This is a genomic window from Pseudomonas frederiksbergensis (assembly GCF_003732665.1).
GTDB classification, from domain to species: Bacteria; Pseudomonadota; Gammaproteobacteria; order Pseudomonadales; family Pseudomonadaceae; genus Aquipseudomonas; species Aquipseudomonas frederiksbergensis_G.
On record NZ_MOBP01000012.1, the window covers coordinates 665,734 to 684,825 of the forward strand.

General features: G+C 59.2%; 15 protein-coding genes. 2 read left to right on the top strand and 13 right to left on the bottom strand.

Annotated features, from left to right (window positions below):
• Positions 1-2: 2 nt before the first annotated feature.
• The 9 genes from BK665_RS20205 to BK665_RS20245 form a co-directional block, all read right to left on the bottom strand.
• Positions 3-1,352, bottom strand: coding sequence for an HlyD family type I secretion periplasmic adaptor subunit (locus BK665_RS20205; protein ID WP_123408390.1), 1,350 nt, complete (start codon positions 1,350-1,352; stop codon positions 3-5).
• Positions 1,349-3,127, bottom strand: a complete 1,779-nt coding sequence (locus BK665_RS20210; protein ID WP_123408391.1) for a type I secretion system permease/ATPase — start codon at positions 3,125-3,127, stop codon at positions 1,349-1,351. The genes BK665_RS20205 and BK665_RS20210 overlap by 4 nt, the downstream gene beginning before the upstream one ends.
• Positions 3,128-3,331: 204 nt before the next feature.
• Positions 3,332-3,754 carry an AprI/Inh family metalloprotease inhibitor gene (locus BK665_RS20215; RefSeq protein WP_123408392.1) on the bottom strand — a complete coding sequence of 141 codons (423 nt, stop codon included), beginning with the start codon at positions 3,752-3,754 and terminating at the stop codon, positions 3,332-3,334.
• Between the two features lie 97 nt (positions 3,755-3,851).
• Positions 3,852-5,306: a serralysin family metalloprotease gene (locus BK665_RS20220; protein ID WP_123408393.1), complete on the bottom strand. Its 1,455-nt coding sequence runs from the start codon at positions 5,304-5,306 to the stop codon at positions 3,852-3,854.
• A 418-nt stretch (positions 5,307-5,724) separates the two neighbouring features.
• Positions 5,725-6,135 (bottom strand): hypothetical protein, encoded by a 411-nt coding sequence (locus BK665_RS20225; protein ID WP_123408394.1) that lies wholly within the window; start codon positions 6,133-6,135, stop codon positions 5,725-5,727.
• A gap of 133 nt (positions 6,136-6,268) precedes the next feature.
• A complete protein-coding gene (locus BK665_RS20230; protein ID WP_123408395.1) occupies positions 6,269-7,354 on the bottom strand; it encodes a polyamine ABC transporter substrate-binding protein in 1,086 nt (361 codons plus the stop codon).
• A 60-nt stretch (positions 7,355-7,414) separates the two neighbouring features.
• Positions 7,415-7,756 carry a cupin domain-containing protein gene (locus BK665_RS20235; protein WP_123408396.1) on the bottom strand — a complete coding sequence of 114 codons (342 nt, stop codon included), beginning with the start codon at positions 7,754-7,756 and terminating at the stop codon, positions 7,415-7,417.
• 18 nt (positions 7,757-7,774) lie between these two features.
• Positions 7,775-9,181 (bottom strand): NAD(P)/FAD-dependent oxidoreductase, encoded by a 1,407-nt coding sequence (locus BK665_RS20240; RefSeq protein WP_123408397.1) that lies wholly within the window; start codon positions 9,179-9,181, stop codon positions 7,775-7,777.
• Between the two features lie 51 nt (positions 9,182-9,232).
• Positions 9,233-10,048, bottom strand: a complete 816-nt coding sequence (locus tag BK665_RS20245; RefSeq protein ID WP_123408398.1) for a helix-turn-helix transcriptional regulator — start codon at positions 10,046-10,048, stop codon at positions 9,233-9,235.
• 263 nt (positions 10,049-10,311) lie between these two features.
• On the opposite strand from BK665_RS20245, the gene BK665_RS20250 reads away from it, so the two are divergent.
• Positions 10,312-10,587, top strand: a complete 276-nt coding sequence (locus tag BK665_RS20250; protein ID WP_123408399.1) for a DUF1652 domain-containing protein — start codon at positions 10,312-10,314, stop codon at positions 10,585-10,587.
• Between the two features lie 185 nt (positions 10,588-10,772).
• Here the strand turns inward: BK665_RS20250 and BK665_RS20255 are convergent, their stop codons facing one another.
• Positions 10,773-13,247, bottom strand: coding sequence for a UvrD-helicase domain-containing protein (locus BK665_RS20255; protein WP_123408400.1), 2,475 nt, complete (start codon positions 13,245-13,247; stop codon positions 10,773-10,775).
• Between the two features lie 279 nt (positions 13,248-13,526).
• Between BK665_RS20255 and BK665_RS20260 the strand changes: the two genes are divergently transcribed.
• Entirely contained in the window at positions 13,527-14,222 is a 696-nt protein-coding gene (locus BK665_RS20260; protein WP_123408401.1) for a pirin family protein, read from the top strand.
• Between the two features lie 182 nt (positions 14,223-14,404).
• Here BK665_RS20260 and pgm read toward each other — a convergent pair whose 3' ends face one another.
• From pgm to BK665_RS20275, 3 genes are all read right to left on the bottom strand, one after another.
• Positions 14,405-16,051, bottom strand: coding sequence for a phosphoglucomutase (alpha-D-glucose-1,6-bisphosphate-dependent) (gene pgm, locus BK665_RS20265; protein WP_123408402.1), 1,647 nt, complete (start codon positions 16,049-16,051; stop codon positions 14,405-14,407).
• A 110-nt stretch (positions 16,052-16,161) separates the two neighbouring features.
• Positions 16,162-17,562, bottom strand: a complete 1,401-nt coding sequence (locus BK665_RS20270) for an aminotransferase-like domain-containing protein (protein WP_123408443.1) — start codon at positions 17,560-17,562, stop codon at positions 16,162-16,164.
• A 67-nt stretch (positions 17,563-17,629) separates the two neighbouring features.
• Positions 17,630-19,084: a hypothetical protein gene (locus tag BK665_RS20275; protein WP_123408403.1), complete on the bottom strand. Its 1,455-nt coding sequence runs from the start codon at positions 19,082-19,084 to the stop codon at positions 17,630-17,632.
• Between the last annotated feature and the right edge of the window lie 8 nt (positions 19,085-19,092).

A 19,092-nucleotide genomic window follows, 5' to 3' on the forward strand; every position in this document is an offset into this window, starting at 1 on the left:
CCTTATTCCTCGGTCAACGCGGAGCCTGCCCGGTCGAGCAGCGGTTTGAACAGATAGTTGAGGAGTGAACGCTCACCGGTGCGCACGAACATCTCCGCCGGCATGCCGGGCTTGATCACCAGGCCGTGGAGTTTTTCCATGGCCCGGTCGCTGACGCTGCTGCGCAATACGTAGTACGGCGCGCCGGTTTTCTCGTCGATCATCTGGTCGGCGGAAATCAGGCTGACTTCCCCCGGCACCCGTGGCGTGCGGCTCTGGTTGAACGCGGTGAACAGAATGTCCACCGGCAAATGGGTGCCGACCTTGTCGATCAGGTTGACCGGCAAGTGCCCTTCCACTTCCAGGGTGGTGCCTTGGGGCACGATTTCCAGCAGGGTTTCGCCCTGGCGCACCACGGCGCCTTCGGTGTGCACCCCAAGGTTGACCGCGATGCCGTCAGCGGTGGCGATGATCTCGCGGTGTTGCAGGTCGAACCCGGCGGAGGTCAGTTGCTCCTTGAGGGTCACGCTCTTGAGTTGCGCGTCGGCCAGTTGGGTGCGGACTTCTTTCTGGTATTCCTCGATGTGCTGTTGCAGCTTGAGTTTCGCTTCGAGGATGCCCTGCTCCACCCGGCCGCTTTCGCCGGTGTTTTCCGCCAGTTGTTGCTGCACTTGCGACAGTTGACGCTGGTACTCCATCAAACGGTTGCGCGGGATGTAGCCGTTGTCCGCCAGGGGTTGAAGGTTGTTCAATTGTTGTTGCAGCGACGTGGCCTGGGCCGTCAGGTCGGTGCGGGCGCGGCGCATGCCCGCCAGTTGCGCGTTGGCGCCTTCGATGTTGGCGCGCAACCCGCCCTGTTCACGGGCATAGGCTTCACGGCGGCTGCTGAACAATTGGCGCTGGCCTTCCAGCACCAGCGCCAGGCGTGGGTCGGCATCCTTGCTCAGTTCGGCGGGGAAAATCACTTGCTTGAGGTTGTCCCGCTCGCTCTCCCAACGGGCGACGCTGGCCCAGGCCATGCGGTATTGCGCCTGCAGCGAATCGACATCGGCGGCGGCCTGGGTCTGGTCGAGCTGGAACAGCGGCTGGCCCTGCTTCACCGCCTGCCCTTCGCGCACCAGGATACGGCTGACCACGCCATTGCCAATCGACTGCACGGCTTTGCGTTTGCCAGAGACCACCACGGTGCCCTGCACCGGAATCCCTTGATCCAGCGGCGCGAGGCTGGCCCAGGTGAAGAAACTGCCGGCGCCGACAATCGCCAGAATCCAGCCCATGCGCGCAAAGAATTTGGCATCGCGCTCTGGGCGCTCGGCGATGTAATCGTGTTCCATGGTGGCTTCGTTTTCATTGTTCATGCGTGTGCTGCTCATACACCCGAATTCCTTGTCGTGGGCTGATACTGCCGGCTCATGCTGAGCCCGCCCGGTGCCTGCGCCGCTTTTTGTTCCTGATTCGCTGATTGATTGCCGGACAGTGCTTTGAGCACGTCCTGACTTGGACCGAACGCCTGCAAACGACCGTCGCTGAGCACCAGCAATTTGTCCGCCTGGGCCAGCGCCGAAGAGCGATGAGTGACCAGAATCACACTGGTGCCCCGGGCTTTCATGTGCGCGATGGCGCCGGCCAATGCCGCTTCGCCAACGGTGTCGAGGTTGGAATTGGGTTCATCCAGCACCACCAGGCTCGGGTTGCCGTACAAGGCACGGGCCAGGGCCACGCGCTGTTTCTGGCCACCGGACAAACCGCTGCCGTCTTCACCGAGCACGGTGTCGTAACCTTGCGGCATGCGCAGGATCAGTTCGTGAACGCCGGCATGTTGCGCGGCCTCGACAACTTTCTGCGGGTCGGCTTCACGGAATCGCGCGATGTTTTCCGCGATGCTGCCGCTGAACAGTTCGATGTCCTGGGGCAGATAACCGATGTAGGGGCCGAGGTCGTCGCGGTTCCAGCGATGAATGTCGGCACCGTCGAGGCGCACCGTGCCGCCGAGGGTCGGCCAGACGCCGACCAGCACCCGGGCCAGGGTCGATTTGCCGGAACCGGATGCGCCAAGCACGCCCAGCACCTCTCCGGCACCGAGGCTGAAATTGACCATGTGCAAGGTCGCCGCACGTTGGCCCGGCGGGCCGGCGCTGACTTGTTCGAAGGTGATCTGGCCTTTCGGGGCCGGCAGCGCCATGGCTTCGTCGCTGGGCGGATAGGCTTGCAGCAGCGCATCGAGGCGACGATAGGCGAGTTTGGCGCCGCTCCACTGCTTCCACACGGCGATCAACTGATCGATAGGGCTCAAGACGCGGCCCATCAGGATCGAACCGGCAATCATCATCCCGGCGGTCATGTCACCCTTGATCACCAGCAAGGCGCCGAGGCCCAGCACCAGGGACTGCAGGCACAGGCGCAGGGTTTTGCTCAGGGAACTGATGACCGCGCCGGTGTCGCTGGCCTGATTCTGCAAACCCAGGAAACGCGAATGCACCTGGAACCAGCGCTTGCGCAAGACCCCGAGCATGCCCATGGCCTGGATGGTTTCGGCGTTATGCAAATGGCTGGTGGCCAGTTGACTGGACTTCTGGGAATAACCCGCCGCTTCGCCCAACGGTTTTTTGGTCATCGCCTCGTTGAGGCACGCCAGCCCGATCAGCAGTACGGCACCGGCCGTGGCCAGCACGCCAAGCCAGACGTTGAACAGGAAAATCACAAACAGGTACACCGGGAACCACGGCGCATCGAAGAAGGCGAACAGCGCCGGGCCAGTGACGAACTGGCGAATGTGGGTCAGGTCCCCGAGGGATTGCCCGGCGTTGCCCTCGCCTTTGAACAGATTGCGCTCGAACGCGGCCTGATAGACCCGCAGGTTGAAGCGCCGCTCCAGTTGGCTGCCGATTCGAATGACGATGAAACTGCGCACGACTTCGAGCATGCCGATAAAGGCAAAGAAACCGACCACCATCAAGGACAGCATGGCCAGGGTCGTTTCGTTTTGCGAAGACAGCACCCGGTCATAAACCTGGAGCATGTAAATAGACGGAACCAGCATCAGCACGTTGATCAGTGCAGTAAAACAACCGACGCTGATCAGGATGCTCTTATAGTCGCCCAGTGCCTTGAATAAGGGTGCGGTGCCTGGGACCTTCGCCATCTTCATTGATTTATCCTGAGATGTTAGTCCTCGCCATTCATTGGCGAGATTTCAATTAACTGTCCGCACACGGGTCGAGACATTCTTTGGCTGTTATTGCTTACACATTAACAACAACTTTTTTGATCAGAGTTGCCGCTATTGATGCGTTAGTTATAACGACACGTTCGGGCTATATATCCAGTTCTCGTGATCAGTCTCGATGATTACTTAACGTGCGGAACGCTCAAGCGTAATGATCAGGCCCGATTTCAAAGTACTTTGGTAAAACCCGTCATGCTGTCGGCTGAAAAATACAATTCTTGAGCCTTCCTTGCCGGTAATCGAAATGCCGTCGGGGTCCGGGAACCAGCCAATCGGCTGTTCTTCCAGCCAGGCGCCAAGGCAGTCGGCGCCCTCGCCCAAGGTCTGCTGCTGTTGCAGGTCGATGTCGCAAACGTTTGATGGTTTGTCCTGCAAGGCACGGGACACGGCGGTGTCTCGCGGGTCGTTCAAGGTCGCGTGCCAACGACCGGCCAGCTCCGAGGGGTCAGCTAATTTCAGGCTGCTTGCCATGGCTACATCTCCAAAAAACATCACCAGCGTCGCCAATAGCCACGCACTTGCTCTGTAGGTAAAGGCGTTATCGGTCATAGGACTTGTTACTCCGGCGTGTAGCCTTACCCACTGCGGGCAACGATGCAAGGACAGAGAACGGCGCATCACGCGCCGCCCTCCTTTTTGCCTTGAATCAGGCCACGATATCCGTGGTTGCTGCCTGGCCAACGGTGCTGACCAGGAAGTCAGCCACGCCGTGCCCGGAGAAATCCACCGACAACAGGCTGTTACCGCCCGAAGAGGTCAACACGGCGTCGCCTGCCGCACCGGTGAACGAATTCACGAAGTGCAGGCCCGCGCCTTTGGTGATGCCGGTCAGGTCGATCTTGTCCAGGCCGCTGACGAAATCGAGGATCTGGTCGGCTACACCTGGCTTGGAGTCAGTGCTGGCAGCAAATACGAAGGTGTCCGAACCCGAACCGCCCCACAATTTGTCCGCACCGCCCGCGCCGTAGATCAGGTCATTGCCGGCACCGCCCTTCAGTTCGTTGGCGATGCTGTTACCGATCAGCAGGTCGTTGCCCGAACCGCCGATGGCGTTCTCGATGATAGCGCCCTTGGCAATGGACACGTTACCTACCAGGCCACCAACGTCGGAGAACGAGGCGTCATTGAGGTTGATCTTCTGGTTTTGGGTAAAACCGGAGAAGTCCAGGGTGTCCTTGCCGCCCGCGTCCCACACCGAGAACACGAGTTTGTCGGCGGACGACGAAGCGCTCAGGAAGTCACGGCCGGCATTGGAGTTGAAGCCGTAGGTGGTGTCACCGGTACGGGTCTCCAGGTTGGCGCCGTAGAGTTTCTGGATTGCCGCGATATCGTCCATCAGCGGGCCGGACGAATAGGCTTCGACGCCGCCCTTGCTGAAGTTCTGGCTGGTGTTGCTTTCACTCCAGTAGCTCATGAGGCTGTAGCCACGGGTGTCCTGGCCGTAGGACGCGTCGTTGTAGGTCGGGTTGCCTTCGCCGGCGTTGTAGTCGCCAGGGTGAGACAAGCCCAGGGTGTGGCCAATTTCGTGGGTCAGGGTTTGACGCCCGTAGTTGCTCAGGCCCGGGGTTTTGTTGACGTCGTAGCCGCTGCCTGTCAGATACCACGACTGGCCGTCGTAGCCTGGCTCGGTCCCTGGCAGGAATGCGAACGCCGCCGCGCCTTCCTGGCCGCCGCTGTAGTTACCAAAGGACATGTGGCCGTCGCCACCCTTGGACGCTTCAGCGAAGGTGACATTGGCCACATCGGCCCAGGATTGCATGGCGAGCACGGCCTGGGCTTTTTGCAAGGTGCTGAACTGACTGAAACCGGTGACGCCCAGGCCACTGAAGTTGGCGGTCTTGGCGGTCAGAAAGGTGTAGGTCAGTTCGATTTTGCCGCTGCCGTTGAGATCGTGCCAGGAAGCACCATCGCGCAGCAGTTGTGTCGCGGCTTGATCCACCGAGAAGGAGGGTTTGCCATTGACCGTGAGGTTGCCGCCACGGTCGTATTGATGGCTGAAGCTATTGATCTGGTTGAACGCAGAACTCGGCGCGGCCAGTGCTTGCAATGGCTGGAAGACCAGTTCGGCGGAATCAATGGCTTTGGCTTTAACTTTCGACATAAACACACTTCCTTGTTAAGCAATGGAACAGTTTTTGTCAGATAGAGACAATCTCTGGCGAGATCGTCCTATCACTCGCCCAATGAAGGCGAAACGAAACTGACACAATTTGAAATCAAACGTCTAGTACTTTTTTTAGGTCAAATTGTTGTGTTCCAGCAAGTCCCCGGAAACAAGGGTTGAAAGGTCAAAATATAGTTTTAGATGGGTGGAATTGGGCGAATTGTCTGACAATTTCAAATTTAATTATTAAATAGAAGTAAGTTGTTTTTTGTCGAAGGCGTCTCACTTTGTTGGACTTATTAGTATGAGTGCCAGTGCATTGCCATCAACTAAATTCAAGCACTGATGAGTCGCTTTCATGAATGAGTGCGGACGGATTCCTGATCAATAAATCCGTCCCTCTCATCCTCACGCTCTAAGGCACTCGATCAATGCCTTCGATAGCAAACACTGCCTCAACATCCACTTGCTCGCCTGCCTGAGTATGGTAACGAAAATTCAATCGCCCATTGACTCGCTCCTCCGGCTGGTGATTCTGAAGGTGGATGGTGCCACTGACAGCTTCGAACACTTCCCCAGACGGGTTCACAAAATAGAAGAGACCCACCACAGAATCGCTGCCTACCTCGTACGTACCGCTCAGAGCATTTTCGTCGGCCAATCTAAAAGCGATACCTTCCCCGGCGAAACCTCCCGCATATCCGGTTACGTTCAAGTGGTGGTTGGAGTTATGTCGAAACACATTGGTTGAAGTGAAGGGCCTCTGCACCCCCGTGTAAAAATTGGAAATAGTGCCTTTCATCGTGCCGGTGACAGTGCTGCTCATGACGAACCCTCCTTGAGTCGCCTCAATGGGAGGCGATTGCCGTCATGATTTAACCGACAAATAAAAACGTTGAAACCTGTCAGGATTGACAGGTCTCAAGATCATTTTGCTATTTCAGACGATCTAGACTGACTCAACTCCCCGTCCGAATCTTGTTCCAAACCCTTGTCCGGATCCGGTCAATGTTCAACGGCATCGCCTCCAGCGCGAACAATTTCCCCATCATTTCCGGGCTCGGGTAGACCTTGGTGTCGTTCTTGATCGCCGGGTCGATCAGGCTGTCGGCCTGTTCGTTGCCGTTGGCGTAGTGCACGTAGTTGCTGATGTCAGCCATGACGTCCGGGCGCAGCAGGTAGTTCATGAACGCATAGCCGGCCTTGTCGTCCGGGGCGTCGGCGGGCATGGCGACCATGTCGAACCAGATGGCGGCGCCTTCCTTGGGAATCGAATAGCCGATGTCGATGCCGTTCTTGGCTTCCTTGGCGCGGTTTTCCGCCTGCAGGATGTCGCCGGAAAAGCCCACCGCCACGCAGATGTCGCCGTTGGCCAGGTCGCTGGTGTATTTCGAGGAATGGAAATAGCTGACGTATGGCCGAACTTTCAGCAGCAGCGCTTCAGCCTTTTTATAGTCTTCCGGGTTTTTGCTGTGGTGCGGCAAGCCCAGGTAATTCAGCGCCGCCGGGAGCAATTCCGGGCCGTTGTCGAGGATGGCCACGCCGCACTTTTGCAGCTTCTGCATGTTTTCCGGTTTGAAGATCAAATCCCAGGAATCCACCGGCGCGTTATCGCCCAATACAGCCTTGACCTTGGCGATGTTGTAGCCGATGCCGGTGCTGCCCCACAGGTAGGGGAAGCCGTGTTCGTTGCCCGGATCGTTGGTCTGCAAAGCCTTGAGCAACACCGGGTTGAGGTTCTTCCAGTTCGGCAACTGGCTCTTGTCGAGCTTCTTCAGCGCCTTGCCTTCAATCTGCCGGGCCATGAAGTGGTTGGACGGGAACACCACGTCGTAACCGGATTTACCGGTCATCAACTTGCCGTCGAGGGTTTCGTTGCTGTCGTAGACGTCATAGGTGAAACCAATACCGGTTTCTTTCTGGAAGTTCTTGGTGGTGTTCGGGGCGATGTAGTCCGACCAGTTGTAGATCTTGACGGTCTCGGCCCCATGGCTGAGGGTCGCGACCAGTGCAAGGGGCGCCAGGGTCAATGTCTTTCGGATCATGAGTCGATTCCTGTAAGGGTTGTTTTCTTTTTTGTTGGGCAGGCAATCAAAAGATCAAAATCAAAAAATCAAAACGTAGGTCTTGCGCACGGTTTCCTGGATGTCCCAGATACCGAGGCTGTTGGCCGGCAACATCAGTGCATCGCCGGCTTCTATGTGCAGGGTTTCACCGTCGTCGGGAGTGAAGGTGCAGCGGCCCTGAATGAAGTGACAGAACTCCTGGGCCACAATCTGCCGCCGCCAGCGACCGGGGGTGCATTCCCAGACGCCGGTTTCGACGCCATCATCGCGCTCGACACAGGTGGTCGAGGCCACGGCCACCGGGGCTCCCAGGGGTACGGCGACGGGGTTGGATTCGTCCAGCTTCAGGGTTGCGGTGTTCTTGAATTGGGTGATGCTCATGGGCCTACCTATCAATGTTTAGTGCATGAAACCTTCCATGAACCCCGCGACGCCGCTGGCCAGCTTGCGTCGCCAAGGCGCGGTGGCCGGGTTGGCGAGGGTCTGATCTTCGTGGACGAAGCTGCGGATGATTGCGTTGTAGCCGAGCCAGCGACAGGGCTCCGGTTCCCAGGCGCGCAGCGCGTCGAGGCCGCCCTGGGGGATGACCCAGGGCTGACGAACGAGGTCGGTCTCGCGCTCAAGGATCAGATCGGCCAGGGTGCGCCCGCCCAAATTGCTCGCGCCGACACCCTCCCCGCCATAACCGCCGGACAAGGCGATGCCGCTGGCGCGATCGCAGAGCATGTGCGGCTTGAAATGGCGGGACATGCCCAGATTGCCGCCCCAGGCGTGGGTGATGCGCACGTTTTTCAATTGCGGGAACAGCTCGCCAAACAGGTAGCGCCGCAGCTCGACTTCGCTGGTGGTGAGGTTGAAGTCGTGACGTAATTTGCCGGCAAACTGATAGCCACCCCGGGCGCCAAACACCAAGCGATTGTCGGCGGTGCGCTGGCCGTAGGTAACCTGGCGACTGGCTTCGCTGAACGCCTGGCCCTGGCTCAGGCCGATTTCGTCCCAAGTGGCGGCGGACAGCGGCTCAGTGGCCACCAGCAAACTTTGCACCGGCAACTGATAGCGACCGAGTGGCGGCAGCGTGACGGAGTAACCTTCCACCGCCGGCACGACCCAGCGGCTGCGCACCGAGGCTTTCGCCGTGCGTAAACGACCGGACTGCCACTGGGTGACCGGGCTGTTTTCATAAATCTTGACGCCCATGCGCTCCACCGTCCGCGCCAGGCCCCGGACCAATTTGGCCGGGTTGATGGTCGCCACGTGCGGTGCGTAGATCCCGCCATAGGGCTTGGCAACCCGGATTTGCTGCGCCAGTTGTTCAGGGCTGAGCCAACGGTAATCGTTTTCGGTCAAACCCTGGCGATAGAGCTGGTCCAGATAACTGCGCAGGCTGGTTTCCTGCTCGGGATAACGGGCTGCGCAATACAGCACCCCGCCCTTGCGATAATCGCAGTCGATGCCCTCACGTTCGAGAACAATCTCGACTTCATCGGGGATGTTATGCAACAGGTCAAACGAAGCGCGGCGTTGTTCGGCCGGCAGGTTGGCGAGCAAACGGTCCTCGCCCAGCAAGTTGCCCATCAACCAGCCACCATTGCGGCCCGATGCGCCAAACCCGGCGGTTTGCGCTTCGACGATGGCAATGTCCAGGCCCGGGGCCAGGCGCTTGAGGTAATACGCGGTCCACAGCCCGGTGTAACCCGCGCCGATGATGGCCACGTCGACGTCCAGATCCTGTTCCAGGGCCGCGCGCGCCTGCAACGGCTCGTCGAGTTGATCCATCCATAAACTGATCCCGCGCCACGCCGACATACACCACTCCGCCACTCAACACATCGATGGCGTCGATCCTAGTGCGTGACCTCAGAGGCTGTCTTGCGCGCGTGCACGCAAAGAAATTTGTTTGACGTAGGCTTTGGGCGACTGGCCGGTGTGTTGGCGGAAACAGCTGTAAAACGCCGACAACGAGTTGAAACCGGCGGCAAACGCCAGTTCATCGACCCGCAGCGGCGGCGTGGCTTTATCCAGCACCGCGAGCAAATGCTGCAAACGCGCCTGGTTGACGTAGCGGTAGAAGCTTTGACCGAGAACCTGATTCAAGAGGTAAGAAATCTGATTACGGCTGTAACCGCACTCCTTCGCTACCCGCTGTAGATCGAGCTCGGGGTCCAGGTACGGTTGCTGGCGCTGGAAGTATTGCTGCAGGTCTTCGGCCATGAAGCTCAATTGGCGTGGCGACAAGCCGAGCCGGCTGGCCGCCGGGCGCAGGGTATTGGCGGTTTTGCTGGCCGGTTGTTCGCGCACCAGGGACGCGTATTCGTTGACGCGCCAGATCAAACCGTCGCGCACGGTGATGGCCTCGCTGGAGCGAAACGACACCAGCCCGTCAGTGCCGCGCAGGGTCATTTGGTATTGAATGAAGGCGGTGTTGCCGTCCAGGCGGATGCGATCCGAGTGCTCAAGCGCTTCGCCGGGATTGCGCGGCATGCTGTCGCGCACGTACTCGCGTAGTTCGTCCAGGCCCATGACCCGGTTCTGGAAAAAGTCGCTGTACTGGATGTCCGGGTGATACAGGGCCATCACGCCGTCCAGGTCCCGGTGTTTCCAGCACAGGTGGTAGCGCATGACCGTTTCGCCCGTGGCCTGGGTTTGCAGTGGGCCATCATCATCGGCGTGCATAAAGGGCTCGGCGAAAAAAACCGAGCTTGCCCAAGTTCGACGTCGGCTTCAATGGCCAATCCATAGTGGCGTTTTGGCGATAACCCTCGGCGACGTGACCCATATCAAAAAAAATCACACCAATCGCCAAACGGACTGAAAAAATCCACATGGTTTTCACATCCGGATGCTACTTTTAAAAGCAATCACCGGTTGAACCAAGATGGTTCTACCCCTCCTCACATGAGCTAAAGGAAGCGCTCGATGACTAAGGTGGGCAACACATGAACAAAGGGTCTTTCAGCAAAGTCACCTTTCCAAACGCCTGCCAGCTGATGCGCTGGCATTTTCATCCCATGGGTTTCGAGGCGAGCATGGACGCGCCGGGCAGCATGATTGCCCGTCTGTTTGACCGTGCCAGTGGCGAAACCATGATCGCCATCGCCGGTATTCCCTGCGCGACCGTGATGAATGCCGCGGATGTCGAACGAATAATCGAAGCGGTGGAGGATGAGCTGGAAGCGTTCATTCCACCGGTGGCGCTCCAGAGCTATGCCTGAGTTCTTGGCGCCGCAAAGCGAAAAGCCCACTTGATGTGGGCTTTTTTGTGGGCGTTGCAATATCTGAATGCAGTGATGTCCATTGTGGGAGCGGGCTTGCTCGCGAAGGCGTCGTATCAGTCGACATCTCTATCAACTGAAGCACGCCTTCGCGAGCAAGCCCGCTCCCGCAAGAGTCGGCGGGGTCAGGCGGATTTTGCGCTCTGTCGATGATCGACAAAGAAGGCCTTGCCCTTGCCCACCTTGTCCGACGCTTTCGGCATATTCACAGCGTGGTTGTCCTGGCTATCGACATACCAATAGCAATGACTCACCGCCCGGGTGATCCCGACATAGGCCAGCCGCAGAATCTCGTCTTTTTGTGCCGTGTCATACGCTTCGCTGTCGCCAGCCTTGCCGAGTCCGGCCATGCGATACACCTGGTTTTTGTAGGGCGAACTGGTCAAATGCTGGCAATCACCCAGCAAAAATACCGCATCCGCCTGCAGTCCCTTGGCGCTGTGGTAGGTCAGTTGCTTGAGGCGGCGAGCGTTGTACGGCAAGTTAGAATCCACATTAACTACAGACTGAATATGCTCTTCTATCAATAACTTATCGCTGCTTTTTCGATACAGCATCAAGATAGAATCGCCCCGTCGGTAATGCTCAATCAACCGCTGGGCCATGCCCTGATCATCACGATCCAGCACGTTGACCGGTTGCAGCGGCTTGAGCTCGCCGCTGGCCTTGGCCTTTTTGCCGGGAATGGCCGGTGCAGCCTTCACGATATGCTCGGCGGCATCGATGATGTGCTGATGGCTGCGATAGTTGTCGCTAAGCATCACCCGTGTCGTACTCGGCGACGGGAATTCCTTGTTGAACTCCATGAAGTACGTGGGCGAACTGCCACGCCAGCCGTAGATCGACTGCCAGTCATCGCCCACGCAAAGCAACGACGAACGCTGGGCCCCGCGCCCTACGTGCATGGCCGGGCCACGACTACGGATTTCGGCGAGGCTGGCACGAATCCAGGAGACGATCTGCGGTGATACGTCTTGAAATTCGTCGATCATCAGATGCGACAGCGGCCTGAGCAGTTCATCGCTCAAAAGTTTGAGGTTTTCCGGTGAGTGTTCGCTAAACAAGGCAAACATCCGGTTGTAGGTCATTACTGGCGGCTTTTGGTCGAGCAAGTGATCCTCAAGTGACCGCCAGAAAATGCTCAAAGCCTCAAAGAAGAACCGGTCCGGGTCGTCCTTGGCGAAACTCATCTGGCCTACCGCGTTCGGCACGTCCAGGCCCAGGTTTTCGATAAACCCGGCGGCGGCGACAAAGCTGTCCAGCAACGGCGCAGAAGCCAGCTCACCTTTGACCTTGTAGTCGAAGCCCGGCCCGGCACTGGCATCCCCGGCCAACGAGGCCAAAACACGTTTCGATGATTCGTAACTATCTATCCATATCAATGGCTTACGACAGAAAGCTTGAAACAGGGTGCGCTTTACCGCCCACTCTGCCCGCACGCTCAACTTGGCATTCGGGCGGCTGAGCTGCGGGTTTTCTCGCGGATCGAAGCCCAGCACCACCCAGGCGTCGAGGCTTGGAATATAGCCATGGCAATGGAAGCTCGAGCCGTTGATATCGAAAGTCTGGCGGTTTGGCTCGATGCCCTTGATCGGCCAGGCACCGGCACGAAACCACAGGTCTTCAATCGTGTCGCAGAGTTCTTCATCGCGCTTGGCCGCCAGTTCGGTCACCGCCATGCGCTTTTGCACATCCGGGTGATCGCGCTCCAACTCCTTGAGCTGCAAGGCGTGGCGGGACAACGGCTGGATCAGTTCGCGGAATCGCTCATTACGGGTAAATAGACTGTGATAGCAGGCATTGAGCTGCTGCCGCTGGGCGTCGTTGATGCGCAGGTCGAACGGGTTGCTGTCAGCCTCTTCGTCACCGCTTTGCGGGCGGTTACTGAGGTTTTCGAAGGCTTGCAGACGCTCGAATCCCGGCAGGCTGCGCACCATCGGCAGAATCCGCGAGTGGAAGGTGCGCACCAGTTCCCGCGCTTCTTTCAGGCTGAGCGCACGGCCCCACAAGGCAAACAGCTCGATCAGCTTATTAATGAAGTCTTTGCGCGACTCGCGGGTGAAGGTCACCACGGTCATCGAGCTGAGTTCAAAACCCAGGTAGTGGGTCAGCAGCAGAATGCGCAGCACCAGGGTCGTCGATTTGCCCGCACCAGCACCGGCGATCACCGAGGTCGAGGGCGTGTCGCTGAAGATCATCTTCCACTGCGCAACGCTGGGCTGGGCATGGACCGGCAGCAGGCGTGCGACGTCAGCCTTCATGCGTTTTTTGATTTCGGCGCTTAATGGCAGGCGCCAATCATCGAACAGATTGTCATCGACATTCGGCGGCCGGTGCTCGGTGGAGCGCGAGTCGCGGATCAGCAGCACCTGGCGACCTTCTTCCAACCCTTCGGCCTTGCCCTCCTTGAACCCGTAATCCACCCCGGCGCTGTGACCGCTGCGAAAGCCATCGGCCTGGCCGTGCAGCCAGGAAGCACGATGTTGTGCGCGCATTTGGGTCAGGCCATAGTCGAAAAACCGGGCGGCCAGACGCTTGAGCAGCGGCATCTCGGCCAGGGGACGAAGTTCGGGAGGAAGATCGGGGGTGTGTTGCGGCACGCGGACTGACTCCAGGGTGTGAGGCTGTTGAGGGCTATGGTGTCTGCATTTGCCGTTTTGTTCTAGTGAAATGCTTACAGGTCATTGGCTTATGCGATGAAGTGAAGGCTGGGTGAGAACGTTTCGAGGTTATTTAACATCAATCAATTCGATTGTTTTGAGGCACTTTTTACGCTTTTTATCGATTATCGCCTGATAGATGATGCACGCCATCAACCACCGGTTCTTGTTTCGTGGCCCAGGCGCACTGCCCCATGACGAACCTTTCAGGAGACGATCATGCTTGAACTCAGACCTTTCAACACCTTGGGCGGCGCCCACCATGGCTGGTTGGATGCCCATCACCACTTTTCGTTCGCCGAGTACCACGACCCCAAACGCATGAACTGGGGCAACCTGCGGGTCTGGAACGATGACGTAATCGCTGCCGGCACGGGCTTTCCACAGCACCCGCACCGTGACATGGAAATCATCACCTATGTGCGTGAAGGTGCGATTACCCACCAGGACAACCTGGGCAACAAGGGCCGCACCGAAGCGGGCGACGTTCAAGTCATGAGCGCCGGCACCGGGATCGCCCACAGCGAATACAACCTGGAATCCACCGAGACCCGGATCTTCCAAATCTGGATCATCCCCAACGAGGCCGGTTCGGCGCCATCGTGGGGCGCCAAGCCGTTCCCCAAAGGCCAGCGTGAAGGTTTCGTGACCCTGGCCAGTGGCAAGACCGGCGACGATCAAAGCCTGCGGATTCGTGCCGATGCGCGGCTGGTGGCGGCGAATCTGAAAGCCGGGGAATCGGCGGAGTATCGCTTGGACAATGGGCGTCGTGCTTACCTGGTTCCGGCTACCGGCGTGATTGAAGTCAATGGCTTGCGTGCACAAGCTCGAGACGGTGTCGCGGTGGCGGATGAGCAGGTGCTGCGGGTGACGGCGATTGAAGACAGTGAAATTGTGTTGGTGGATCTGGCTTAAATACCGGGCAAAAAAATGGGCGGCCTTGTGGTCGCCCATTTTTTATCTGCTTCGAGATTCTTTTGCGTTCATGCTGCCGTCTTCGCGGGCAAGCCTCGCTCCTACAGGGCGTGATCGGTCACAAATCATGTGATCGACACCGATCCCGTAGGAGCGAGGCTCGCCCGCGAAGAGGCCCTCAATCACTTCGCCGAAATAGCGCCATCCACCAACGTCTGCGCCTCAGCCACTAACTGTTTGAGGTGCTCGTCGCTGACGAAGCTTTCCGCGTAGATCTTGTAGATGTCCTCGGTGCCCGACGGACGCGCCGCAAACCAGCCGTTTTCGGTCATGACTTTCAGGCCGCCAATGGCCTGGTCGTTGCCCGGTGCTTTGCTGAGGATGCTCTGGATCGGTTCGCCGGCCAGTTGGGTCGAGGTGACCTGATCCGGGGACAGTTTGCTCAGCAGCGCTTTCTGTTCCGGGTTGGCCTTGGCATCGACCCGCACGGAGAACGGTTCGCCCAGTTCGTCGGTCAGGGCGCGGTAGGCCTGGCTTGGGTCGCGACCGGTGCGAGCGGTCATTTCTGCGGCCAACAAGGCCGGGATCAAGCCGTCCTTGTCGGTGCACCAGACGCTACCGTCCTTGCGCAGGAAGGAAGCACCGGCGCTCTCTTCGCCGCCAAAGCCCAGGGAACCGTCGAACAAGCCATTGGCAAACCATTTGAAACCGACCGGTACTTCGTACAAGCGACGTCCCAGGCGCTTGGCCACGCGGTCGATCAGACCGCTGCTGACCACGGTTTTACCCACGGCCGCATCGGCGCGCCATTGCGGACGGTTCTGGAACAGATAGTCGATGGACACCGCGAGGTAATTGTTCGGCGCCAACAGGCCACCGGACGGGGTGACGATGCCGTGGCGGTCATGATCCGGGTCACAGCCGAAGGCCACGTCGAAGCGATCTTTCAGGCCGATCAACCCTTGCATGGCGTGGGTGGACGATGGGTCCATGCGGATTTGCCCGTCCCAATCGACCGTCATGAAGCGGAACGTCGAATCAACCTGGGTGTTGACCACTTCCAGGTCCAGGCGATAGTGCTCGGCAATCGCCGACCAGTAGCGCACCCCGGCTCCGCCCAATGGATCGACACCCAGATGCAGCTTGGCGTCGCGAATGGCATCGAAGTCGATCACGTTGATCAGGTCGGCGACATAGGTGTTGAGGTAATCGTGGCGATGGGTGGTGCTGGCCTTCAACGCCTGTTCGTAACTGATGCGTTTAACGCCGGCCAGTTTATTGCCGAGGATTTCGTTGGCCTTGGCTTCGATCCACTTGGTGATGTGGGTATCGGCCGGGCCACCGTTGGTAGGGTTGTATTTGTAGCCACCGCTTTGTGGCGGGTTGTGGGACGGAGTAATGACGATACCGTCCGCCAGGCCCGAGGTGCGGCCGCGGTTGTAGCAGAGAATCGCATGGGAAATGGCCGGGGTCGGCGTGTACTCGTCGCCTTCGGCGATCATCACGGTAACGCCGTTGGCCGCCAGTACTTCGAGGGCGCTGGCGCCGGCCGGGGTCGACAGTGCGTGGGTGTCGATACCGACAAACAGCGGGCCGTCGATGCCCTGGGCTTCACGGTACAGGCAGATGGCCTGGCTGATTGCCAGAACGTGCCATTCATTGAAACTCAAATCGAACGAACTGCCCCGGTGACCGGACGTGCCAAAAGCAACGCGCTGGGTAGAGATGGCGGCATCAGGCTGGCCGGTGTAATAGGCCGTCACCAGTCGCGGGATATCGACCAACAATTCTGCCGGTGCCGGTTTGCCCGCAAAAGGACTGAGTGTCATGCAAAACCTCTGGAATAGAGTGGTTCAGGAATAGGACAGCAGTTTACTGGCAGTTTGACCGCAGTGCGATGGTAACGATCCGCGCAGTTGACGACGTTTTTTAACCCGGCTCAATCCACCGCTTCCAGACGCAACGCATCCCCCAGCAAACCCAATACAACGCCCAGGTCATGGTCACCGCTGAAGGTATGACTCAGACGCAGGTGCTGCCCATGCAGGCCTTGCAGGCTGAACAGCTCGCCCGGCGCAATCACCACCTGTTGTTTGAGCAAGCGCTGGAACACCCGACGCACATCGACCTGGCGCAACGAACGCGCCCAGATCGTCGCGCCCCCCTGGGGTTCCACCGGCTGCAAAGCGTCCCCCAGGCGCTCGCGCAACAGTTGGAGCATCTGCACCTGACGCTCTTTGAGCAAACGCCGCAGTACCTGCAAATGCTGGTCGATCCGGCCGTTAGCGTACAAGCGGGCGATGGCTTTCTGGCGGATCGGCGAGAGGCGAAACGCGCGCAGCAAAAAATGTCGCTGCAATTCTTCACCCAACTGGCGCGAGAGCAGATAGCCATAGGGGGCTTCCGGCCCGATGATTTTCTCGAAGGTGGAAAACACGATCAGCCGGTCAGGGTCGATCAAGTCGCGAAACCTTGCTCCGTCAGGCTCGAAACCGAGTTCGCCGTAACAGTCGTTTTCCAGCACCCAGCAGCCATGTTGCGTCACCAGTTGCGCGATCGATTGGCGGTTGTCGTCGGGCATCTGGCTGCCCCGGGGCATGCTCAACCCCGACGACAGCATCACCAGCCGCACCGGCTTGCTCTCCAGCGCTTCGCGCAATTGCTCCAGGTCCAGCGAGCCGCAGACTTGCAGCGGCAACTCGATCACCCGCACGCCCGCCGCCTCTAACAAACGCAAAATCACCCAATCGCACGGCGACTCGACCAGCACCAGGGCGTCCTTGAGGTTCAGGACCGCGATCAGGATTTCCAGTACCCCGCGCAGATCGGCGCCGATGTAGACCTCGTCGGCATGCCAGCACCGCGCCGGCGACGTGGTGTAGCGCGCAGCCAGTGCCGTGCGCAGCTCCAGTTCGCCGCAGGGTTGCGAGGCCGATTGCGGCTGGCGCGGATACTGGCGCAGCAGTTCCCGTTCCAGCATCAGCAGCGGACTGTCCAGGGGTTGCAACAGGGCCGGCTCGTCGGCGCTCAGGACCAGCATGTCGGGACGCCGTGCATGAACATAGACGGTTTCCAGCAAATCATTGCCGCTGGTCAGCGGACCAAGGATTGCAATCGGTCGGGAGTAATAGCCGGACTTGGCCACCGAATACACCCGCCCTTCCTTCTCCAGTAACGAATAGGCGTACTGGATGGTCGAGATCGAGACGTTCAGGCGCAGCGCCAACTGCCGCAACGAAGGCAGGCGAATCGGTGTGCCGCAACCCGGTTCGTTGATCAGGTGGGTCAGGTATCGGTAGACCGCCTGGTAGGCAAAACCGGTTTCCCTTGGCCCTTTCATGGGCAAAGGCCGGGCGTGGCACAGGCCGGTGCCTGGGCGCGGATGGATCGCGGCAACCGAGGCACCGTCAGTGCCCCGCTGACCGTTCGCCGACGACGGCAGCGTCATCGGCCTCCGGGGTTTCCTGGGCGGCCTCGGTCTCCACCACCACCGGCCGCATGCCGTACAACGTGCCGATCAGGCTGACCGGCAAGCCGCTGACATCGACCATCCATTGCATGACCTGCTCGGGCGCGTGCTGGCCCTGCATCGCTTTGTGCAAGTCCGGCATGGCCACGAGCATGCCCGGGTGACAACTGCGCAGGAAGCGTTCCATCCCGGCACCGCCATCGACGAAGGGCGCAAACAGCAGGCAGATCAGTTGCGCCTGGGTCAAGCCGAAGGATCTCTGTACTTCGGCCGCCGCCAGCATGCGTTGCTCGGCAATGTTGGCCGGGTTGCCGAACGCCTCCAGGGCCAGTTCGCAAATGCGCTCCGGCACCCATTTGCGCCGCATCATCACCAAGGCGCGCTGCAAATATTCGGCAACCCCTTCTTCATAGCTTTGGCCCAGCACATAGCACGCCTGCAACCCTCGCAAGTGAGCGGCAATCGCCGGGCTGATGTATTCGTTATCGCTCAGGTGCGCCGCCATTTCGTCAGGCTGCACCCCCAGGAATTCAGTCAGTAGCGGCCAGCGCTCCTCCGGCTTGCCCACCAGCATGTCGTGGATATCGATGTTGGTTGTGCGACGGCAGGCTTCGAAACGGTCGGCCGGACGCCATTGCGCATGCCCTTCTCCCGCGTAGAACTCACGGTAATAGTCGCGCCCCAAGTCATCGAGCAAGGCAAACAGCCCATCGAAACCCGCCGGGTTGCAGCTTGAGGTGCCGAGGCTGGCCTTTTGTGCTGCGCGCCTTAACCCGTCGAGGAACTGCTTCTGCTGACGAGGCGCTTCACTGCTGATCAACGCATCGACCCCGCGATCCCATCGGGCAATTTGCCCGTAGAACTCGCCCGTCGCCAGGTAGCCGTCATCCCACAAGTCGAGCGGGCCGTCCCAGGTCCGGCGATGGCCGACCATCAACAGATTAAGCCGATTTGACTCGCGCCCTGCCTCGGAGATCGGCGCCTGGTGGTCGAATGGCAGGACTTCGCGGTTATCCACCATCAACAGTTCCACCCGAGGATCGTCGTAGAGAAACAGGGCCGCGTTGCAGCGATGGATGTTCTCCAGCGCGGTAGAACTGGCGCCGTTGAGGCGCAAGGTGGCCACCCGCAACTGGAAGGTCGCCGGTGCGCGGCTGGCGATACTGAGTTGAGCGGCGCGCAGCAGCGCCAGGGTGTAGCAGCTGTCTAGCGTCCCGGACTGGATCGACATCACCTTGAAGTCGCCAATCCGGTCCATGCCGCCGGCTGACACCACCAGGCGCTGAATCATAAGCTGCAAGGCAGTGCGCTCGGCGCGTGAGAAGAAACTCAGCAGCCTTTGCAGTACTTGCTGATAAACATAGTTCATTGCCTGATCGTGGATTGTGGTCATCAGTGTTT